Source organism: Campylobacter sp. P091, assembly GCF_002138935.1.
In the GTDB taxonomy this organism is placed as follows: domain Bacteria; phylum Campylobacterota; class Campylobacteria; order Campylobacterales; family Campylobacteraceae; genus Campylobacter; species Campylobacter devanensis.
In genome coordinates this window covers 10,298-30,358 of sequence record NZ_MJKZ01000010.1, presented here as the reverse complement: position 1 = coordinate 30,358, position 20,061 = coordinate 10,298, and the positions used below count along the sequence as shown (strand labels likewise).

General features: G+C 34.0%; 21 protein-coding genes and 1 pseudogene. 19 read left to right on the top strand and 3 right to left on the bottom strand.

The features are described from left to right. Nucleotides 1-4 precede the first annotated feature (4 nt). From CIGNP91_RS08355 to fliY, 4 genes are read left to right on the top strand one after another with little or no spacing between them, the layout of a single operon-like run. Complete coding sequence (locus tag CIGNP91_RS08355; RefSeq protein WP_086225636.1) at nucleotides 5-349, top strand: hypothetical protein; 345 nt, start codon at nucleotides 5-7, stop codon at nucleotides 347-349. Then, a complete protein-coding gene (locus tag CIGNP91_RS08350; protein WP_086241875.1) occupies nucleotides 321-1,025 on the top strand; it encodes an RNA polymerase sigma factor FliA in 705 nt (234 codons plus the stop codon). The genes CIGNP91_RS08355 and CIGNP91_RS08350 overlap by 29 nt, the downstream gene beginning before the upstream one ends. Next, entirely contained in the window at nucleotides 1,025-2,131 is a 1,107-nt protein-coding gene (gene fliM, locus CIGNP91_RS08345; RefSeq protein ID WP_086239085.1) for a flagellar motor switch protein FliM, read from the top strand. Before CIGNP91_RS08350 ends, fliM begins: the two co-directional genes overlap by 1 nt. Next, the gene (fliY, locus tag CIGNP91_RS08340) at nucleotides 2,121-2,939 is read left to right on the top strand and encodes a flagellar motor switch protein FliY (RefSeq protein WP_179187017.1); all 819 of its coding nucleotides are present in this window, start codon (nucleotides 2,121-2,123) and stop codon (nucleotides 2,937-2,939) included. Before fliM ends, fliY begins: the two co-directional genes overlap by 11 nt. Nucleotides 2,940-3,144: 205 nt before the next feature. Here the strand turns inward: fliY and CIGNP91_RS08335 are convergent. The 3 genes and pseudogenes from CIGNP91_RS08335 to CIGNP91_RS08325 all read right to left on the bottom strand — a co-directional run. Then, nucleotides 3,145-4,395: pseudogene (locus tag CIGNP91_RS08335) on the bottom strand (methyl-accepting chemotaxis protein); the annotation flags it as partial. Between the two features lie 134 nt (nucleotides 4,396-4,529). Continuing rightward, nucleotides 4,530-5,222 (bottom strand): PDC sensor domain-containing protein, encoded by a 693-nt coding sequence (locus CIGNP91_RS08330; protein ID WP_086253902.1) that lies wholly within the window; start codon nucleotides 5,220-5,222, stop codon nucleotides 4,530-4,532. Between the two features lie 279 nt (nucleotides 5,223-5,501). Then, nucleotides 5,502-6,563, bottom strand: coding sequence for an LptF/LptG family permease (locus CIGNP91_RS08325; protein WP_086253901.1), 1,062 nt, complete (start codon nucleotides 6,561-6,563; stop codon nucleotides 5,502-5,504). Between the two features lie 122 nt (nucleotides 6,564-6,685). On the opposite strand from CIGNP91_RS08325, the gene CIGNP91_RS08320 reads away from it, so the two are divergent. From CIGNP91_RS08320 to purF, 15 genes are all read left to right on the top strand, one after another. Next, nucleotides 6,686-7,291 (top strand): TVP38/TMEM64 family protein, encoded by a 606-nt coding sequence (locus CIGNP91_RS08320; RefSeq protein WP_086253900.1) that lies wholly within the window; start codon nucleotides 6,686-6,688, stop codon nucleotides 7,289-7,291. Beyond that, nucleotides 7,288-7,899, top strand: coding sequence for a non-canonical purine NTP pyrophosphatase (locus tag CIGNP91_RS08315; protein ID WP_086253899.1), 612 nt, complete (start codon nucleotides 7,288-7,290; stop codon nucleotides 7,897-7,899). Before CIGNP91_RS08320 ends, CIGNP91_RS08315 begins: the two co-directional genes overlap by 4 nt. Nucleotides 7,900-8,104: 205 nt before the next feature. After that, nucleotides 8,105-9,325 carry a saccharopine dehydrogenase family protein gene (locus CIGNP91_RS08310; protein ID WP_086236199.1) on the top strand — a complete coding sequence of 407 codons (1,221 nt, stop codon included), beginning with the start codon at nucleotides 8,105-8,107 and terminating at the stop codon, nucleotides 9,323-9,325. Nucleotides 9,326-9,375: 50 nt separating this feature from the next. After that, nucleotides 9,376-9,576: a 50S ribosomal protein L31 gene (gene rpmE / locus CIGNP91_RS08305; RefSeq protein WP_086225649.1), complete on the top strand. Its 201-nt coding sequence runs from the start codon at nucleotides 9,376-9,378 to the stop codon at nucleotides 9,574-9,576. Nucleotides 9,577-9,580: 4 nt separating this feature from the next. Beyond that, complete coding sequence (gene rsmI, locus CIGNP91_RS08300) at nucleotides 9,581-10,396, top strand: 16S rRNA (cytidine(1402)-2'-O)-methyltransferase (protein ID WP_086235188.1); 816 nt, start codon at nucleotides 9,581-9,583, stop codon at nucleotides 10,394-10,396. A 190-nt stretch (nucleotides 10,397-10,586) separates the two neighbouring features. Next, entirely contained in the window at nucleotides 10,587-11,273 is a 687-nt protein-coding gene (rlmB, locus tag CIGNP91_RS08295; protein ID WP_086253898.1) for a 23S rRNA (guanosine(2251)-2'-O)-methyltransferase RlmB, read from the top strand. Continuing rightward, nucleotides 11,266-12,186, top strand: coding sequence for a hypothetical protein (locus CIGNP91_RS08290; RefSeq protein WP_086253897.1), 921 nt, complete (start codon nucleotides 11,266-11,268; stop codon nucleotides 12,184-12,186). Before rlmB ends, CIGNP91_RS08290 begins: the two co-directional genes overlap by 8 nt. Next, nucleotides 12,180-12,998, top strand: coding sequence for a hypothetical protein (locus tag CIGNP91_RS08285; RefSeq protein ID WP_086225654.1), 819 nt, complete (start codon nucleotides 12,180-12,182; stop codon nucleotides 12,996-12,998). Before CIGNP91_RS08290 ends, CIGNP91_RS08285 begins: the two co-directional genes overlap by 7 nt. Nucleotides 12,999-13,008: 10 nt before the next feature. After that, nucleotides 13,009-14,217, top strand: a complete 1,209-nt coding sequence (locus CIGNP91_RS08280; RefSeq protein ID WP_086225655.1) for an LL-diaminopimelate aminotransferase — start codon at nucleotides 13,009-13,011, stop codon at nucleotides 14,215-14,217. Then, complete coding sequence (locus tag CIGNP91_RS08275) at nucleotides 14,214-15,479, top strand: homoserine dehydrogenase (RefSeq protein WP_086253896.1); 1,266 nt, start codon at nucleotides 14,214-14,216, stop codon at nucleotides 15,477-15,479. The genes CIGNP91_RS08280 and CIGNP91_RS08275 overlap by 4 nt, the downstream gene beginning before the upstream one ends. A gap of 3 nt (nucleotides 15,480-15,482) precedes the next feature. Then, a complete protein-coding gene (locus CIGNP91_RS08270; protein WP_086225657.1) occupies nucleotides 15,483-15,821 on the top strand; it encodes a YraN family protein in 339 nt (112 codons plus the stop codon). A gap of 176 nt (nucleotides 15,822-15,997) precedes the next feature. Continuing rightward, nucleotides 15,998-16,312 (top strand): thioredoxin, encoded by a 315-nt coding sequence (gene trxA, locus CIGNP91_RS08265; protein WP_086225659.1) that lies wholly within the window; start codon nucleotides 15,998-16,000, stop codon nucleotides 16,310-16,312. A gap of 118 nt (nucleotides 16,313-16,430) precedes the next feature. Beyond that, nucleotides 16,431-17,369, top strand: a complete 939-nt coding sequence (trxB, locus tag CIGNP91_RS08260; protein WP_086225660.1) for a thioredoxin-disulfide reductase — start codon at nucleotides 16,431-16,433, stop codon at nucleotides 17,367-17,369. 115 nt (nucleotides 17,370-17,484) lie between these two features. Further along, nucleotides 17,485-18,246 (top strand): 4-hydroxy-tetrahydrodipicolinate reductase, encoded by a 762-nt coding sequence (gene dapB / locus CIGNP91_RS08255; protein ID WP_086240768.1) that lies wholly within the window; start codon nucleotides 17,485-17,487, stop codon nucleotides 18,244-18,246. A 1-nt stretch (nucleotide 18,247) separates the two neighbouring features. Continuing rightward, the gene (gene purF, locus CIGNP91_RS08250) at nucleotides 18,248-19,588 is read left to right on the top strand and encodes an amidophosphoribosyltransferase (protein ID WP_086253895.1); all 1,341 of its coding nucleotides are present in this window, start codon (nucleotides 18,248-18,250) and stop codon (nucleotides 19,586-19,588) included. Nucleotides 19,589-20,061 lie beyond the last annotated feature (473 nt).

Here is a 20,061-nt window from a genome sequence, read left to right as displayed (position 1 = left end):
TACCGTGAGACCAGATAATTATATAGCATTTTTTACAGTGTGTGGATTTTTTGTTGGATTGATGTTTGTCGTCGTAAAAGTCGAGGAGCCTGTAGAGTTTGTTATATATACTTTGCTGATCACATTTTTCTTTTATATTGTTATTCATATTGTAGTGATGAATTATATAGATACTAAAAGGATTGGTTTAAAAATATTTAATAAAGAGCATCATGAAGAGGTTAACGACTATTTGCTTACAGAGCTTGCTGTTAGGGAGCGTAGGTTAGAGACACTCATTCGTCATCTAGACCAAAAGCTCAAAAGATCAGGTAAAAAGCATGAATCCAATAAAGAAAAAGCAGCTTGAAGCCTATAAAACACAGATAAAAAAAGAGCAAGATGAGCTAGTAATCGCATATATGCCAGCTCTTAGAGCTATGGCGTGTAGACTCAAATCTCGTTTGCCAAGCTCGATTGAAGTAAGTGATTTAATAAGTATTGGTACAGAGGCTATGGTACGTCTTAGCCATAGTTATGATAAAAATCAAAATGATAATTTTTGGGGTTATGCAAAGCATAGAGTTCAAGGCTCAATGCTTGATTACCTAAGAAGTTTAGATACGCTAAGCAGACAGAATCGTAAACTGGTTAAAGATATAGATCGATTAGTAGATGAGTACTATAGCAAACATCAATATGAGCCAAGTAATGAGTATTTAGCTAGTGTGTTAAATGAAGATGTAAGCAAGATTAAAGAGGTTAGAAGCTTAAGCGATCTAACATCTGTTCTTAGGTTAGAAGATCAGTTTAATATATTAAGCGATTATGATACCGAGGCACAGATAGAAAAAGAGGAGCTAATCGAGCATATAAAGCTGATTTTGAGTGAATTTAGTCAAAGGGATCAGTTGGTGATTCAGCTTTATTATTATGAAGAGTTAAATTTAAGTGAAATAAGCGAAATTTTAAATATCACAGAATCAAGAATTAGTCAAATTCATAAAAGATTGATAATAAAAATTCGAGAAAGGCTAGGCTTTTAATGGCAGATATTCTAAGTCAAGAAGAGATAGATGCACTCTTGCAAGTTGTAGATGATGATGGCGATAGTCAAAGCAGCAATTCATCTGAGCGTAATTTGGAAGAGCCAAAACAGGTTGTAATCTACGACTTTAAACGCCCAAATAGGGTTAGTAAGGAGCAGCTAAGGGCTGTCAAAGGTATTCACGATAAGCTTGCAAGAAACCTTGCGTCTCAAATTTCAAGCATTATGCGTAGTATTGTTGAGATTAGGCTACACTCAGTTGATCAGATGACTTATGGCGAGTTTTTAATGAGTTTGCCAAGCCCAACAAGCTTTAATGTATTTTCTATTAAACCGCTAGATGGCAACTGCGTTTTAGAGGTTAATCCTAGTATCGCATTTCCTATGATTGATAGGTTGCTTGGTGGCAATGGTGATGGATTTGAGAGTAACAATAGGGAGCTAACTGATATTGAGGTTAATCTTTTGGATGCTATTTTGCGTATTATTATGCAGCGTTTAAAAGAGTCTTGGGCAATGATTACAGATATGTATCCAAACGTAGAAGCTAAAGAGTCTAGTCCAAATGTTGTCCAAATCGTTAGCCAAAATGAGATTGTTATTATGGTTGTTATGGAGATTATTATTGGAAACTCTAGCGGTATGATAAGCTTATGTTATCCAGTTATATATCTAGAGCCAATACTTAGCCGTTTGGCTAATCGTGATATTATGCTAGGTGAAACTAGTGCTAAAAAGAGCCGAAATAAAGAGTTAAAAACACTTATTGGCCGTGCTGAGGTATTATATGAGGCGATTTTAGGAAAGACCGTAATTAGCGTAAATGAATTTTTAAATTTAGAAGTTGGTGATATCTTGCGACTTGATCGTAATGCCGATGATAAAGCAGTTGTCTGTATAGATAAAAAAGAGGTATTCTTAGCTCAAATTGGTATTCACCGCTTTAGCAAATCTATCAAGCTAGAACAGTTAATCAAAACTGATCGTGATGAGATAAAGGCTATCCTAGAACAATATGAAGAGGAGAGAAAAGCCAAACTAATGTCATATAAAGAGCCAGAACCAGAAGAAGAAACTAAAGAAGAGGATGAATATGATGACTAGATTTTTTGAAATATTTACAAATGAGTTAAGTGCAACTATAGAAGGGTTAACCGGAGTTACACCGGTAATATCTGAAGGAGCAGAGTATGATGCTCCAACTCAAAATGGTATCAAAACTCCAGCCGTAATCGCTAGTGTAACACTAAATGGCGATATAATGGGTAAGATAAATTTAGTAGCTACACCAGTTTTATTAACTGCAATAAATGATCTAATGCTAGGCGATGAAAAACCAAGTGGTAGTACGATAATTGGCGATGATGAGCTAGATGCTAGCAAGGAGATATTTTCTAATTTATTAAGCGCTATGACTACAAGTCTTGGAGCAGCCAAAGATATGCCAAAGATTACATTTACAATCAATGCTGTAAAGTATATCGATGAAAATCAAATTTTAGATTTTAGCTCATTTGAGAAGTTATTTTTATACCCTGTTGAGCTAATGGATTTAAATGAAATGATAGGTATTTGTATTGATTATTCGTTTTATAAATACTTTAATAAAACTATAGGCTCTAAAAGTGAAAAACATGATATTGGTGATGAAATTAAAAATATCGGATTAATTTTAGATGTGCGTTTGCCAATCCGTGTAAGAATCGGCTCAAAAAAGATGCTACTAAAAGATGTATTATCAATGGATATTGGTTCAGTCATAGAGCTAAATCAGCTAGCTAATGACCCGCTAGAAGTATTAATAGGAGATAAGCCAATTGCGCTTGGTGAGGTTGTTATCGTTGATGGAAACTTTGGCGTACAAATTACTGAAATTGGCACTAAAAAAGAGCGTCTAGAACGGCTAAAATAGATTAAATTTGATTGCTGCGTATATTTAGCGTGGCAATCTTTTGGGATTTAAAATAATTCACCTACTATTTAAAATAATTTTAATCTAAAGATTTTTAATCAAAATATCTAAAATTTATAATTTAAATTTAGTAAATCAAAGCAAATTAATAAGACTATGTTAAAGATTTTATAATCAAGGAGAGGATGACCTCTCCTAAGAGATTTTAGAATTTCTTTTTATTTACATCATCAAGGATGTTAGCTGAAATTTGATTTACTCTAGCGGTGATAGTATTTGTATCATTTGCTACAGTAACATTGTCTTGAGTAACGCTTTCTAATTGAGCGATAGCTTCATTGATTTGAGCGATACCTTGAGTTTGTTCTTTTATAGATTCACTCATTTCAGTTACACCTTGAACTAATACATTTACATTTACTTCGATTTCGCTTAGAGATTTACCAGTTCTTTCAGCTAGTTTTCTTACTTCATCAGCAACAACAGCAAAGCCTCTACCATGCTCACCAGCACGAGCTGCTTCTATGGCTGCATTTAGTGCTAGTAGATTTGTTTGGTCTGCTATATCTTTTATTACGCCTACTATGTTTTTGATATCTTCTGCTTGTCTAGCCACTTCAGTTGTTCTATCATTTACGCTACTCATAGAGCTTGATATCTCCTCTATAGCCGCAGCTGATTGTTCTAGTGAATTTGCTTGAGCGTTTGAGCCATCAAACAGCTTTTGCATTGACTCTTTTAGATTATCAGTTTGTTTGGCTAGATCTTGAGCATAGCTAGCAGATGAGTTTAGCATTTTTCTAATCTCTTCACCTAAAATATTTGTAGTAGTCTCTACATCACCTTTAGCACCCATGATTTGAGTAGTAAAATTTAGATTTTTATATGATTCAAATACTCTATGAATCTCATTCATATTACTACCGATTTTAGCCTCTAGTACATTTAGCATATTATTTAGTACATTTTTAAGCTCGATTAGCTGAGGGTTATTTGGGTTTTGTTTGATTCTTGCTGTTAGGTCGCCATTTTCTACAGATTTAGCTGTATTAGCTGCCTCACTAATAGCCTCAGCATCTTTTTGTAAACCTTGTTGAGTTTTTAAGATATTAGAGTTTATTGCTGATGCCATTGCGCCAATCTCATCATTTGATGTAGGTGGTATAGTATTTGGTGCACGCTTTTCTTCGTGGTTGATATATTTAAAGAATGCTAAAAGCAGTCCAGATAGACGGCTAAGTCTAGCAGTAACTAATCTATTAGTAATCATATAAACACAAACAAGAAGTATAATAAGCACTACAACTGACACCCCAATAATCTCATATACTAAGATACGCATCGGTTTTTGAATCTCATCAAGCGGAGCATTGATAAGCATATACCAAGTTCCAAGCTCGCCAATAGAAAATGGAGTGATAATTGCCTTGGTTGCTTCACCACGGATAGTGTAGTATTCATCGATAATAGTTACGCGTTTATTTTGAATCGCCTCTAGAGCTAATTTGGTTGTAGGGTTGGTATTAAACTCGCCTAGTTTTTTACCCCAATACTGCGGATTGTGATGAGTAGCTAGTCTAGATTCTGCACTTAAATGTAGCGTACATCGCCTTCAAATAGACTAAATTCTTTATTATCTAGATATGTAGTCATATATTTTAGATTATACATATATCCTACTACACCGATTAATTTACCATTATTTATTAGTGGATAGGCTATATCAGTTGCAAATACATCATTTCCATTTATATTGTAGTGTTTAGGCTCGCCAATTACAGGCTTTTTAGTTGTTATAACATCTTTAATAGATGTATCAGCTAGGAATGCTTCAGTAGTTTTATATACCTCTATTCCGTTTTTAAGATTGCGATTTGTATCTGCTAAAAATAGTGCAAAGTGATTATCTTTAGTTATATAATCGCTATTTTTAAAGCTATCATTTGGATCTAATAGATAGATGTATGCATACTCAGCATAGTCAGATGAGTCAAATGAAGTGCTTAAATCATCTATAGTATCTTGCATGTTAGCATGACGAGAGCCAAGGTCAAGGCCAATAATATTAGCAGTAGATTTAGTGAGTGAATCCATCTCTCTAAAAATAGTTAGAACATGCTCAGCATATCGGTGACTAGCTTGAGTTAGAGTGATGTCAGACTCGTGCTTAATCACCTTTGATGCATTATTGCCAATTAGTATAGTAAGGGCAGTTAAGCCAACAAAAACTACAGCGCCAACAATTAGTGATATTTTGGCACCAACTTTAAGATTTGAGAACATGATAAACCCCCATTATGTTATATGTATTCCAATTGATATTATAACCTAAATTTGTGATTTTGTAGGGGGGGGGTAGAGAAAAATTTACAAATTTACTAGTTTTTATTTTAGTTTGATTAAGTTTAATGATATTAAATTTAGTAGTATCATTTTTAATTATAATAAAGCAATAATAGAGCAAATATATAAACTTTCTTTATTATATAATTTTTTTAAGTATCTTTTATTTTTAGGCAAAATTTATAAATTTCAACTCTAAATTGCTATGATATAGATATGTTACCTATGTTTATAAAACTGATATCCAGCAAATAGCATCAAAATAATAATAGGTAAAATAATACCAATCTCAGCAGCAATAGCACCATTAATACTAAGACGAATAAGTAAAAATAAAACACCCCAAATACAAAGCGAGATAAAAATCGCCCCAAAACTAGCAATAGCTAAGCTAGCAAAACGCCCAGTAACAGGCATATAATAGTATAAAATTAGCACCATAAATGGAGCAAAAAGTGGGAAAAATATCATTGAATATAGTACAGATTTTATCTTAGCAATGTTTATATTTTCATTTTTAAGTGTATTTATGGAGTCAATAGCATCTATGATGGAGTAGAGATTGTCTTTATTTTCGATATTTTCTATTATGCGTGGGCGGAAGCTATTTGTGATTACTATCTCATCAGCATAGCTACGCTCTAACCCTGTAGCACCTAGGCTTAAATTTTGCGGTATTTGAGTTATGTTGTTATCTTTAAGTATCCAGGTGTTGCCATTGTAGCTAGCCTCTTTAGCAGTTATTTGAGATATAATTTGCGAACCATTCATATCAAAAATTCTGACATTTTGAGCAAGCTGCTTATTGCCAAGGAGTTTTTCGATATATGTAAATTTATTTTCAAAGCGCAAAAATATCCATTTGGTTGAGCGATCAAAGCTTTGAAAATCTTCTAAGGATTCTTGTCTTTCTTTGGCGTAGGCAAACTGTGTGCAGCAAAGCCCGATATATCCAAAACTAATAAGTAAAGTGATGGTAAAAATAGGCGTTATAAGGCGGTTTTTACTAATTCCTAAAGCGTAGAAGCTGACTAATTCATTGGAGCGAGTTAGGTTAATCATAGTTGCTATTAGGGCTAAGACTATTGAGATTGGCAATACATAATTGATTGAAATTAATGCAGTTAGACTAACATAAATTAGTTGTAAATTTGCACTACTTGGGAGATTTTTAAGATTTGTAAGGGTATCAATAACTACATAAAATCCAATCAATGAGATAAATATAATAAAAAAATATTTTACATAAATAAATGCACTATACCTAGCAAAAAGCTTCATCAACAATCCAAATTTAGTATTATAATGATTTAACAATGGGTTGAATTCTATCTAAATATACCTAAATATTTTCAAAATTTAGCAAAAATTTGGATAAAATTACGCTTTTAAAAGAGAAATTTATGATTAGATTGATTTTATTTGGCGTTTTTATGCTTTGTTGTGTGGCAGTTTTATGTAGTATAAATCAGCGTGATTTGATAAATTTAATGGGTGAATTTAGCAAATTTGATTGGGCGATTTATATTGGGTGCTGGGCGATTTTGCCAGTATTTTTATTTCCGGCTGGGATTTTGGCTATTGGCGGTGGGGCGATTTTGGGCTTTTGGGAGGCGCTTAGTGCTACGATGATTGGCGTAGGAATAAACTCAGCCATTATGTATTTTATCGCAAGATATTTTAGTGTGGCTTTTGACACTGCTAAATTTGAGAGAGTTAAAAATAAATTTTGTAAGGATGAATTTAGTCTAATAATTTTGCTTAGATTAATACCAATTGTCCCTTATAATGTCGTGAATTATATGGCTGGGGCGTTGAGGTTTGACTTTGTTAAATTTATCATTGCCGGGGTGCTTGGGAAGTTTATTAGTGCGGTGCTATTTATAAATTTAGGTAGCAATATAGCAAATTATAAAAGCTATGAATTTTGGCTAGCCTTAGTCCTTGTGGTTGTGATGGGTTTGGTGGCGTTTTGGGTTAGAAAAATTCTAAATAGGAGGGTTGGATGAAGATTGTTTTAGCTACAAATAATATGGATAAAGTAAGGGAGATTAAGGCTTATTATAATCAATTTGAAGTTTTGGCTTTGGGTGATATATGTAAGCCATTTGAGATACAAGAGTATGGCAAGAGCTTTTATGAAAATGCGATGATAAAAGCAGATGCTGTGTATGAAAAGATTAAAGAGCTTGGAATTGAAAATGAGTGTATAGCTCTAAGTGATGATAGCGGGATAAGCGTTGAAGCGCTTGGTTTTGCTCCTGGGATCTACTCAGCTAGGTATAGTGGCGAAGGGGCAAGTGATGCGAGTAATAGAGCAAAATTGATTAGTGAGTTAAAAAGATTAGGCTTAAGCCACGCTAAGGCATTTTACACCGCCTGTATCGGCATCGGCTCTAAATATGGCAGATATGGCGTCCATGGATTTATGCATGGAGAAGTCATCGATAGAGAGCTTGGGGATAATGGCTTTGGGTATGATTTTATGTTTATTCCTGATGGATTTGATAAGACTATAGGGCAGATTGATGAGAGTATCAAGCTTCAAATTTCACACCGATCTAAGGGGCTAGAACTAGCTAAGCCTATACTTAAAATGTTGAGTAGATATTATTGAGTTTAAATATAACCATTAATAGTATTATTAACTTATATTTTAATATATTTATGTCAAAATAGCTCAATACCTAGACTCAAATTTAATTTAAAAGCCGAATTTAGAAAATATTAATTTTTTGTTAAAGTGATTTTTGCTTAAAGTATGGAGTGAATTTTAGCTAAATTTGGCTATAATTACTAAAAATTCAGACAAAGGATAGAAAATGAGTCATATCTTAATCATCGGAGCAGGCGGAGTAAGCCAAGCAGCAACGGTAAAATGCGCTATGAATTCGCAAGTTTTTACCAAAATTACTCTAGCTAGTCGCACCAAAAGTAAATGCGATAAAATAGCTAAATTTATCAAAGACAAAGTCGGAGTGGATATCGATACGGCGGCGATAGACGCCGATGATACAGCTGCTGTTGTAGAGCTTATTAAAAATATTAAGGCTGATTTATTACTAAATGTTGCACTTCCATATCAAGACCTTACGCTTATGGACGCATGCTCGCAAACTAAAATTCCATATATAGATACAGCAAACTATGAACACCCAGATACGGCTAAATTTGAGTATAAACTTCAATGGGCTAAAGATGGTGATTTTAAATCTGCTAATACTATGGCGCTTCTTGGTAGTGGATTTGATCCGGGCGTTACTAATGTATATTGTGCTTATGCGAAGCAATATCTATTTGATGAGATTGAGTATATTGATATTTTGGATTGTAATGCTGGAGACCACGGCTATGCTTTTGCTACAAATTTTAATCCTGAGATAAATTTGCGTGAAGTTAGCGCAAAGGGTAGATATTACAAAGATGGAAAATGGATAGAAACCGAGCCGATGGAGATAGGATTTAGTTGGGATTATCCAAAAATCGGCCCAAAAGATAGCTATTTGCTCTATCATGAAGAGCTTGAGAGCTTAGTTAAAAATATCCCTACTTTAAAGCAAATTCGCTTTTTTATGACCTTTGGGCAGAGCTATCTAACTCATATGAAATGCCTAGAAAATGTAGGTATGCTAAGGATTGATGAGGTTGAGCATAATGGAGTTAAAATTGTCCCAATTCAGTTTTTAAAGACCTTACTACCTGACCCAGCAAGCCTAGGCGCTAGAACCAAAGGCAAGACAAATATAGGTTGTGTTATCACAGGTATAAAAGATAATAAGCCAAGAAAAGTTTATATCTATAATGTATGCGATCACCAAGAGTGCTATCAAGAAACCGGCGTTGGTGCCGTTAGCTACACTACAGGAGTGCCAGCAATGATAGGCTCAATGATGGTAGCAAAGGGAATTTGGAGTGCTAAAGGGGTATTTAATATGGAAGAATTCGATGCCAAACCATTTATGGATGAGCTAAATAAACAAGGCTTACCATGGGAGATCATAGAGATGGCACCAAATGAGACTAGATTAATCAAGGAAATTTAAGCCAAATTTAGATAAAATCCCAACTTTTAAACCCAAAAAAAGGAAAAGCAATGAAAAAAGATATACATCCAGAGTATGTTGAATGCACAGTTAGCTGCGCTTGCGGTAATACATTTATTAGCAAGTCAAACAAGCCAGAAATCAAAGTAGATATTTGCAGTGCTTGTCATCCATTTTTCACAGGTAGTGAAAAAATCGTGGATAGCGCAGGTCGTGTAGATAAATTTAAGAAAAAATACGGAATGAAATAATCTTTTGCTCTACTTTCTTCCTACGCCAATTGGCAATTTAGATGATATCTCAAAGAGATGCCTGGACATCTTGAACCTTTGTGATATCATAATCTGTGAAGATAGTAGAGTAACTAAATCCCTTATAAATCTTCTAAACACAAAATATAATCTAAATATAAATCCATCTGAATTTTACTCTCTTCATACACATAATGAGAGTGAATTTTTTACTAAATTTGAAGCTAAAAAATTAATAGAAAATACTGTAGTATATGTAAGCGATGCTGGAATGCCATGTATTAGCGACCCAGGAGTTGCATTAGTAGAATTTGCTCAGCAAAATGGTATAAATTACGAGGTATTAAGTGGAGCAAATGCAGCACTTTTAGCCGTAGCAGCAAGTGGAATTGTGCAAAAAGAGTTTACATTTTTAGGGTTTTTGCCAAATACTGGCAGAGATAGAGAACTAGCTATACAAAATGCGCTAAATTTGACTTATCCAGTAGTGATATATGAATCACCAAAGAGAGTCTTGCAGCTAGTTGAAGCTATTGCAAAGCTAGAGCCTAAACGGGAGATTTTTGCTATTAAAGAGGCTACTAAGAAATTTGAAGCTAAATTTAAAAATAGTGCTAAAAATCTAGTTGATATGCTTAAGAGTGCAAATTTAAAAGGTGAATGGTGTATAGTAATTGATGGTTCAAAAAATAACACCCAAAATACTATAAGCGTAGCTGATATAAACGAATTAGACATTCCTCCAAAGCAAAAAGCCAAACTCCTAGCCAAGCTTACTGGTAAAAGCGTAAAAGAGATATATGCCCATTTAAATGGGTGATTTTAGGATAAATTTATATAGATTATTAAAGCTTTATTAGAAGCGATCTTTTGTAAAATAGTATTTATTGTATGATTATTTTATTAATCATAAGAAGTTTCTTAACAATGATAAATAGAATTTTACAAAAATTCATTTTTTTTGCTAAAAATAAGCTAAAATTTAAGGGCTTTTAGATACCATAATCGCTATGATTATCTATGGAAAACAGCTATTTTTACATTTGTTAAAACATCATAAAGACAAGCTCGAAGAGATATATCTAGCAAAAGAGGTTCAAAAAGATATATTTAACCAAATAGCAAAAGTCGGCCTAAAAATTCAAAAAGTCGATAATCAAAAAGCCCAAGCGCTTGCCCATGGGGGCAATCATCAAGGCTTTTTAGCAAAGGTAAAAGATTACGAGTTTGCTAATTTAAATGAGATTAAAAAGTCTGATTATTTAGTGATTTTATATGGTCTTAGTGATGTAGGAAATATTGGCGCTATAGTAAGGACTGCTTATGCATTGGGTGCTGGCGGTATAGTTATAGTAGGTAAAAATGAGAGCCTAGCAATGCAAGGAGTAGTGCGTGCTAGTAGCGGTGCAGCGTATGAACTACCAATTGCTTTATGCACTGATGGGTTAAGCTTTATAAATGAGCTTAAGCAAGTTGGATTTAAAATTTATGCAGCAAATGCCGGAGGCAAGAATACTAAAGAATTTGAATTTGAGCCTAAAATTGCTTTAATTATGGGTAGTGAAGGCGAGGGAATACCAAATAAGGTATTGCAAAAATGCGATGAGAGTCTAGGCATAAATATGCGCAAGGACTGGGATAGCTTAAATGTCAGTGTGGCGTTTGGAATATTATTTGATAGGATTATAAATGGCTAATGGTATAGAAAAACTTTTAGAAATGGATTTAAAAGAGGTAACTAAGCACACTCATATCGAGACTGAGTATCTAAGATATATGTGTGAAAAAAATTTCGAAAAACTTCGCAAATTAAATGCTTCTGGTTTTGCTAAAATTTTGAGCCGTGAATATGATATGGATTTACAAGGCTGGATTGATGAGTATAATGAGTATTGTAAAGAACATAATGGTGATGATAATGCAGGTTTTACAGTAGCGCCAAAACTTCCAGCATATACACCAAAAACCGATAATAGTATGGCTTTAACAGTAATTTTGGTTGTAGTATTAATCATAGTAGCACTAGTTTGGGTAGTTAAATTTACAAATATTTTAGATAATATAGAGTTACCAAGTTTTGATAAAAATCAAAGCGTAACCTACTCAGCAAATGCTGTAGTAGAATCAGCTAAAGAGAATTTAGAAGCAATTAGTCAAACAATAGAAAAAGTGGTTCAAAAAGATGAAAATATCACTACTGAATCTAATCAAACTAAAATAGACTCAAATTCAACTTCTATAGAGACCAATGCGACTACAGAACTAAAAACTCAAACTCTAAATATAGAAACTACAAAAGTAGAAGTACCGCAGATTACAGCACCAACCAATGAAATTGCTAAAATTATTCCAACTAAAAATATATGGATTGGTATTAAAGATATTGATGGTAAAAATAAAAGATTTCATACAACTAAAAATCCTATCGACCTAAATTTAAGCACTGATCAACTAATTCAAACAGGCCACGGCGAGTTAATTTTAGAGATTGATGGGGATCAAAAGAAATTTAGCGTTCAAAAGCCATTAAGATTTGTAATTCAAAATGGCACAATTAGAGAGTTGGAGTATGACGAATTTGTGAAACTAAACAAAGGTTCTCAATGGTAAGAGTAGCGTTTCTATTTTGTGTTTTTGCTTTTAGTTGTTTTGGATTTGATTTACATAGCAATATCAAAAGTATAATTTCAGAGCAAAGTTACGCTAAAAATAGAGATAAAATCGAGCAGATATTTGCTATAGAGTCTGATTTTATTGATAGTAGGGGTAATCCAAATTACGCTAAAATTACAAATACTTTAAGAGTAAATTCGCTCTTAAATCTTAGTTTTTCTTTGCCGGTGAATTTAGAAATTGCCTTTTATAGTCCAAGTTCTGATATTTTGCTTTTTAAAAGTGTATCTGAAGCTCTTAAAAATCTTGGCTATTCATATTTTTTGAGTAAGTCATTAAAGACTGATACTCAAGGAATAGTTTGGCAAATATCTATGAATTCACGCTTTTTGCTAGATCCAGGTGCGATTTATAGAGAGCTTGGAAAGAATCAAATTTATATAAAAGATATTAATCGTGATGGTGAGTTTAGTTTTACTTATAGTATTGATGCTAGCAAAGCTATATTATCTACACATCAATATATTAGTGATAGCGAATTTGACCTTGCAAAGCCATTAGAGCCATATTTTTTAAATATTAGTGGCAAAAGTGAGGCTTTAATAAAAAGCTACGCTTCTGATAGTTGGATTTGCGTTATAAAGGTACTTGATAGGGATCTAAATTTGATTACACAGATTAAATCAGATAAACCAGAAAAAGAAATATATATCAAATTTCCACCAAATTCATACTATATGCTAATTGATGATGCTTTTAGCTTAGAAAATATTAAGCGTGGATTAAAAATATATATAAAATCAAATTAAGGAGTTTTTTATGTTTGATGAAATTAGATTTAACACTATTGAGAGGTTGCCAAACTACGCATTTGCCGAGGTCAATGCGATTAAGATGGCAGCACGTAGAGATGGGGCTGATATTATAGATTTTTCGATGGGAAATCCAGATGGTAGAACACCACAGCATATTATAGATAAATTATGCGAGAGCGCTATGAAGGATAAAACTCATGGTTATAGTGTTAGTCAAGGTATTTATAAACTTCGTGTTGCGATATGTAACTGGTATAAAAGAAAATATGGCGTAATACTAGATCCAGAAACCGAAGCAGTCGCAACTATGGGTAGCAAAGAGGGATTTGTCCATCTAGTACAAGCCATCACAAATCCTGGTGATGTAGCCATTGTACCAGATCCAGCCTATCCTATTCATACTCAAGCTTTTATTATAGCAGGTGGAAATGTTACTAAAATGCCACTTATTTATAATGCAAATTTTGAAGTAGATGAGAATAAATTTTTTGAAAATTTAGAACATGCTATAGAAGAAAGTATTCCAAAGCCAAAATATGTTGTAGTAAATTTTCCTCATAACCCAACTACTGTAACCTGCCAAAAGAGTTTTTATGAGCGTTTAGTAGATATGGCTAAGCGTGAGAGATTTTATATCATTAGTGATATTGCTTATGCTGAGCTTACATTTGATGGATATAAGACCCCAAGTATATTTGAAGTCGATGGTGCAAAAGATGTCGCAGTAGAGTGCTACACACTATCCAAATCATACAATATGGCCGGTTGGCGTGTAGGATTTATATGTGGTAATAAAAAATTAGTAGCCGCACTCAAAAAGATAAAATCGTGGTTTGACTATGGTATGTTTACCCCAATCCAAGTAGCGGCCACCGTAGCACTAGATGGAGATCAAGACTGCGTTGAGCAGATTAGACAGACTTATGAAAAACGCAGGGATACACTCATAGAAGCTTTTAGCGCAGCTGGTTGGGAGATAGCAAAACCTAGAGCTAGTATGTTTGCTTGGGCAAAATTACCACCGCAAGTAGGAAATATAGGAAGTAAAGAATTTGCTAAGCAGCTATTGACCAAAGCTTGCGTAGCTGTTAGCCCTGGTGCTGGATTTGGTGTGGCTGGTGATGAGTATGTCAGGATTGCATTTATAGAGAATGAAAATCGTATTCGCCAAGCTGCTAGAAATATCAAAAAATATTTAAAAGAAGTCCAATGAGAGTAGCGATATTAGGTGTTGGGACAGTAGGAACTGAGGTTGCTAATGTGCTCATTAAAAATAGCGATCTAATCGTCTCAAGAGCTGGAGTTAGTATAACTCCAGTAGTGGGTGTAGTAAGGAATTTATCAAAACATAAAGACTCAATAATTCCACTAACTGATGATATAGATAGTGTTATAAATAGAGATGATATTGACGTATTTATCGAACTAATGGGCGGAATTGATAAGCCCTATGAGATTATAAGTAAGATTTTAGAGCGCAAAAAGGCTGTAGTAACAGCAAATAAAGCGCTATTGGCTTATTACAGAAATGAGCTTGAAGCACTTGCTGGAGATACGGCATTTGGATATGAAGCTAGTGTAGCTGGTGGGATACCAATTATAAAAGCTTTAAGAGAGGGCTTAAGCGCAAACCATATTCAAAAAATAATGGGTATAATGAACGGAACGAGCAATTATATTCTAACAAATATGATGAATAGTGGAGTGCAATTTGACGAGGCGCTTAAAAAGGCTCAAGAGCTAGGATACGCCGAGGCTGATCCGACCTTTGATATAGGTGGATTTGATACGGCACATAAATTACTTATATTAGCTAGTATTGCCTATTGTGTGCATGCTAAGCCTGAAGATATTTTGATTGAAGGTATTAGTCAAATTAGTAGTGAGGATATATATTTTGCTAATGAATTTGAATATGCTATCAAGCTTTTAGCTATTGCTAAGCGTGGAGAAGGTACTTTAGAGCTTAGAGTTCATCCAGCATTTATTAGCAAAGATAAGATGCTAGCAAATGTAAATGGGGTAATGAATGCTGTAAGTGTCGTAGGTGATGCAGTTGGAGAGAGCTTATTTTATGGTGCTGGTGCTGGTGGGTCTGCTACAGCAAGTGCAGTTATAAGTGATTTAATAGATATTGCTAGAGAGATTAGAAATCCTATGCTAGGATATAAAGCTCCACTAGAGTCTGCACCATTAAAACTTCTAAAGCCTAACCAGATTAGAACCAAATATTATTTAAGATTAAAGGTAGCTGATGAGGTTGGGGTTTTGGCTAAGATTACAAATTTAATGAGTCAAAATAATCTCTCAATTGATAGTTTCTTACAAAAAGCAAAAAGCAAAGATGAAGGATGTGCTACCTTATTTTTTACTACTCATACTTGTTTAGAAGCTGATATGCTAAGAGTAATTAATAGCTTAGAAAATGAGAACTTTATCAAGGCTAAGCCATTTATGATTAGGATTGAGAGTTAATCTTTGGGTTTAGCTGAATATCTTTTTGGTCATGAAGCTGAGAAAAGTGCTGCTAAATTTTTATCAAAAAATGGCTATAAGATACTCAATTTAAACTATAAAACTAAATTTGGAGAGATTGATATCATTGCTAAGCGTGATTCAACTCTTCATTTTATTGAGGTTAAAGCCTCAACTAAAGATTATCAAACTATCTATAGAGTAACAAAATCTAAATTGGAAAAAATTATAAAAGCTATAGATTTTTATATGCTAAACTCAAATTTAAATTTACCATATCAAATCGATATAGTCTGTATAAATAATCAAAATATAGAATTGATAGAAAATATTACATATTGATTAAATTTCTTCTTTCATTTTTTTAAAATTTAATAATTAATAAAAATTATTAACTTTTATATTTTATAATAAGCCTTGATTTGATGAAGTTTGAGTTACCTAAAATTATGTTTGTTAGTTTTAGTTTAACTTTTTTGATGTATAATTTTTATTGTAAAACCATAGAAGGAGATAAAATGGGTAAATATATTGAATTAACAGCTGAAAATTTCAATGTTGCTAAAGAGGGCGTTGCTCTAGTAGATTTTTGGGCTCCATGGTGCGGACCATGTAGAATGCTAGCTCCAGTTATTGATGAGTTAGCTGAAGAGTTCGATGGCAAAGCAAAAATCTGTAAAGTAAATACAGATGAGGTTCAAGACCTAGCTGTAGAGTATGGCGTACGCTCTATTCCAACTTTACTATTCTTTAAAGATGGAGAGATTAAAGAGACACTAATTGGTGCTCAATCTAAAGCTGCAATTGCAGATAAAATCAATTCACTTTTATAATTCAAACGGGGCTTTGCCCCGACTCACTTCATTTCAAATCAATTTTTAAGTTAAATTTATTTTTATGTAATATATTTGTAATATTGTATAGATATAAATTTAAAATTAGGAGACTATAATGTTAGATGTAGCTATAATCGGTGGTGGTCCAGCTGGTCTTAGTGCGGGGCTCTATGCTACTCGTGGTGGGTTAAAAAATGTTGTAATGTTTGAAAAGGGTATGCCTGGTGGCCAAATCACTAGTAGCTCTGAAATGGAGAATTATCCTGGTGTCGCTACTGTTATGGATGGTATGAGTTTTATGAGCCCGTGGCTTGAGCAATGCACTAGATTTGGTCTAAAACACGAAATGGCGGCCGTAGAAAAAGTATCTAAAAATAGCGATGGCAGCTTCACTATAACTTTAGAAGGTGGCAAAACTGAACAAGCAAAAGCTGTAATTGTATGTACAGGTTCAACCCCAAAAAGAGCTGGCTTTAAAGGTGAGGATGAATTCTTTGGTAAAGGCGTTAGCACTTGTGCTACTTGCGATGGATTTTTCTATAAAAATAAAGAAGTAGCTGTTTTAGGTGGTGGTGATACGGCTATCGAAGAGGCTGAGTATTTAACTAGAATTTGCTCAAAAGTATATCTAATTCACCGCCGTGATACATTTAGAGCTGCTCCAAGCTCAGTTGAAAAAGTTAAGAAAAATGAGAAAATTGAGCTAATTTTAAATGCTACTATAGATGAAGTCTATGGTGATAGCACTGCTGGTGTAAAAGGGGTGAAAGTCAAACTAGCAGATGGAAGCATAAGAGATTTAGTAGTGCCTGGCATATTTACATTTGTGGGTCTAAATGTAAGAAACGAAGTATTAAAAGATGGAGATAAATTCATTTGCGATATATTGCCATCAGGTCAAGTAAAAGTTGATTTAAAAATGCAAACTTCAACTCCAGGTTTATTTGCCGCAGGAGATTTAAGACAAGATGCGCCTAAGCAAGTAGTCAGTGCCGCCGCAGATGGTGCTGTAGCCGCACTTAGCGCTATGAGCTACATTGAGAGCTTACATTAATTCTTAAGCCACTTGCCTTAGCGAGTGGCTCTTTTATAAAATTCAATTTACTTATATCAAATTTTTATCTTTTTTTAGCTAGAATAAAGTTTTAATTTATCCAAAAAGGGCGATGATGATTCGTATAGGTTTGCATGGGGCAAGTGGCAAGATGGGAAGCGAGATAATCGCAAATTTAAAAGGGCTTAATAATGCGAAATTATCAGTAGCATACACTATAGAGCCTATGAGCGTGGATGATGGTGTGATAGTAACTGATAAGTATGATGTTTTGTTTGATAATAGCGATGTGGTTATTGATTTTAGTATCGCAAAGGCATCTATAAATTTGATTAATTACGCTAGGACAAATCCAAAACCACTGGTTATAGGCACAACTGGGCTAGGCGATGAAGGGGGCGAGCTAATCAAACTAGCAAGTGCTATGATGCCAATACTTCAAGCTACAAATATGAGTCTGGGTGTAGCGGTGCTAAATCGCTTAACTGAGATAGCTAGTAGGGTGCTAAGTGAATTTGATATTGAGATTATTGAGATGCATCATCGCAATAAGATAGACGCTCCAAGTGGTACAGCATTGACACTTGGCGAACATGCTGCAAAAGGTAGAAATTTAAGTTTAGCAAATGTTAGAGTAAGCGGACGAGATGGAATGATAGGAGCTAGAAGCAAAGATGAGATTGCTGTAATGGCTTTGCGTGGTGGCGATATCGTTGGACGCCATACAGTAGGATTTTATAACGATGGTGAATATATAGAGTTAAATCACACCGCTACAAGTAGGGCTACATTTGCTAAAGGTGCGATAAAAGCGGGTATTTGGCTAGCTAATAAAGAGCCAAAATTATATACAATCTATGATGCTTTAGGGATATAAAATGTGTGCGATAGTAGGGGTAATAAATTCAAAAGATGCGGCTAAAACGGCGTATTATGGGCTGTTTTCTATGCAGCATAGAGGGCAAGAGGCAAGTGGGATTAGCTCTAGTTATAATCATCAGATTAAAACTATTAAAAACAGAGGCTTAGTAACTGAGGTTTTTAATAGCGCTAGCTTTGAGATATTACAAGGGCAGATGGCTATAGGGCATAATAGATATTCAACCGCTGGAAGCGATAGTGTGCTAGATGCTCAGCCGGTGAGTGCGAAATACTCTTTAGGCGAGATTAGTATTGTTCATAATGGAAATTTGATTAATAAACACGAAGTTAGAGAAAGATTGATAGAAGATGGTGCTATATTTCAGTCAAATATGGATACAGAAAATATCTTGCACTTAATAGCAAAAAGCAAAAAAGAGAATTTGCAAGACCGTATTATAGAGGCTTTGGGGCAGATCGTTGGGGCGTATTGTCTGCTTATTTTAAGTCGCTCTAAGATGTTTGTGGTGCGTGATCCATACGGCGTTAGGCCTCTTAGTATAGGTAGATTAAAAGATGGTGGATATATCGTAGCTAGTGAGAGCTGTGCTTTTGATCTGGTGGGGGCTACATTTGTGCGTGATGTAGCACCTGGAGAGATGATAGTATTTGAAGAGGGCAAAAGCGCCTTTAAAAGCATAGAGTTATTTGAAGCTAAAGACCCTAGATTGTGTGCATTTGAATATATATACTTTGCTCGTCCTGATAGCATGATAGATGGTAAAAATGTATATCAAATTAGAAAAAAATTAGGAGAAATTCTAGCTGATAAATCTAGCTGTAAAGCTGATTTTGTAGTGCCTGTTCCAGATTCTGGTGTTCCTGCGGCTTTGGGGTATGCTGCTAGGAGTAAAATCCCATTTGAGATGGCAATTGTAAGAAATCACTATGTAGGTAGGACATTTATAGAGCCAACTCAAGAGATGAGAAATCTTAAAGTTAAATTAAAATTAAATCCTATGAGTAGTGTTTTAAATGGCAAAAGCGTCGTAGTTATCGATGATAGTATCGTGCGTGGTACAACTAGCAAGAAGATTGTAGAGCTGCTTCGCAATGCTGGGGCTAAAGAGATACATATGAAAATTGCTGCTCCAGAGATTAAACATCCTTGTAGATATGGTATTGATACTCCAAGTTATGAAGAGCTAATCAGTGCTAGGATGGATGCTAGAGAGGTGTGTAAATTTATTGGTGCTGATAGTTTAGAGTTTTTAAGCATTGATGAATTAACTCAAGGATTAGGTAATGAGCGTAAGTACTCTCTTGTAAGCTTTGATGGAGATTATTTTATAAGCTAAATTTGTCTATATACTTGTTTTGATATCTTTTAACTTTGCTTTGCAATTAGGCAAAATGTTAAATTGATTACAAGTATCGCATTTTCTTTTTTATCTCGCTTTAGCACAATCTAATCTGTGCTAAAGCGAGCCTAACAACATAGCCTAACATTATAAATATATAAATCATATCTTAAACACTAAATATTATCTACAAATCACTATATATTAAATAGCAAATTTATGCAACATTATCTATAAACCAAAAACTATCAAATTCACTCTTATCCATAGCCAACCCATTAACCTCCCCAAAACCCTCAAATAAATTACACCCCCATAATATTTAATATCTCACCTAATCTAAATTCCACTCTAAAAATTATAAAATCACTTAGCCTAAATCTATAATATATAATCTAAATTTAATTAATTACTCAAATTTATTAAAAAATTTGCAATATTTTCTTCAAATTTATCAAAATCCCCCCCCC

Bases quoted from the DNA above. Each gene is read 5' to 3' on its own strand.
- CIGNP91_RS08350 (WP_086241875.1), top strand. From the start codon at position 321: ATGAATCCAATAAAGAAAAAGCAGCTTGAAGCCTATAAAACACAGATA.
- rpmE (WP_086225649.1), top strand. From the start codon at position 9,376: ATGAAAAAAGATATACATCCAGAGTATGTTGAATGCACAGTTAGCTGC.
- fliY (WP_179187017.1), top strand. From the start codon at position 2,121: ATGATGACTAGATTTTTTGAAATATTTACAAATGAGTTAAGTGCAACT.
- CIGNP91_RS08325 (WP_086253901.1), bottom strand. From the start codon at position 6,563: ATGAAGCTTTTTGCTAGGTATAGTGCATTTATTTATGTAAAATATTTT.
- CIGNP91_RS08315 (WP_086253899.1), top strand. From the start codon at position 7,288: ATGAAGATTGTTTTAGCTACAAATAATATGGATAAAGTAAGGGAGATT.
- trxB (WP_086225660.1), top strand. From the start codon at position 16,431: ATGTTAGATGTAGCTATAATCGGTGGTGGTCCAGCTGGTCTTAGTGCG.
- CIGNP91_RS08290 (WP_086253897.1), top strand. From the start codon at position 11,266: ATGGCTAATGGTATAGAAAAACTTTTAGAAATGGATTTAAAAGAGGTA.
- purF (WP_086253895.1), top strand. From the start codon at position 18,248: ATGTGTGCGATAGTAGGGGTAATAAATTCAAAAGATGCGGCTAAAACG.
- fliM (WP_086239085.1), top strand. From the start codon at position 1,025: ATGGCAGATATTCTAAGTCAAGAAGAGATAGATGCACTCTTGCAAGTT.
- CIGNP91_RS08275 (WP_086253896.1), top strand. From the start codon at position 14,214: ATGAGAGTAGCGATATTAGGTGTTGGGACAGTAGGAACTGAGGTTGCT.
- dapB (WP_086240768.1), top strand. From the start codon at position 17,485: ATGATTCGTATAGGTTTGCATGGGGCAAGTGGCAAGATGGGAAGCGAG.
- CIGNP91_RS08330 (WP_086253902.1), bottom strand. From the start codon at position 5,222: ATGTTCTCAAATCTTAAAGTTGGTGCCAAAATATCACTAATTGTTGGC.
- trxA (WP_086225659.1), top strand. From the start codon at position 15,998: ATGGGTAAATATATTGAATTAACAGCTGAAAATTTCAATGTTGCTAAA.
- CIGNP91_RS08285 (WP_086225654.1), top strand. From the start codon at position 12,180: ATGGTAAGAGTAGCGTTTCTATTTTGTGTTTTTGCTTTTAGTTGTTTT.
- rlmB (WP_086253898.1), top strand. From the start codon at position 10,587: ATGATTATCTATGGAAAACAGCTATTTTTACATTTGTTAAAACATCAT.
- CIGNP91_RS08310 (WP_086236199.1), top strand. From the start codon at position 8,105: ATGAGTCATATCTTAATCATCGGAGCAGGCGGAGTAAGCCAAGCAGCA.
- CIGNP91_RS08320 (WP_086253900.1), top strand. From the start codon at position 6,686: ATGATTAGATTGATTTTATTTGGCGTTTTTATGCTTTGTTGTGTGGCA.
- CIGNP91_RS08280 (WP_086225655.1), top strand. From the start codon at position 13,009: ATGTTTGATGAAATTAGATTTAACACTATTGAGAGGTTGCCAAACTAC.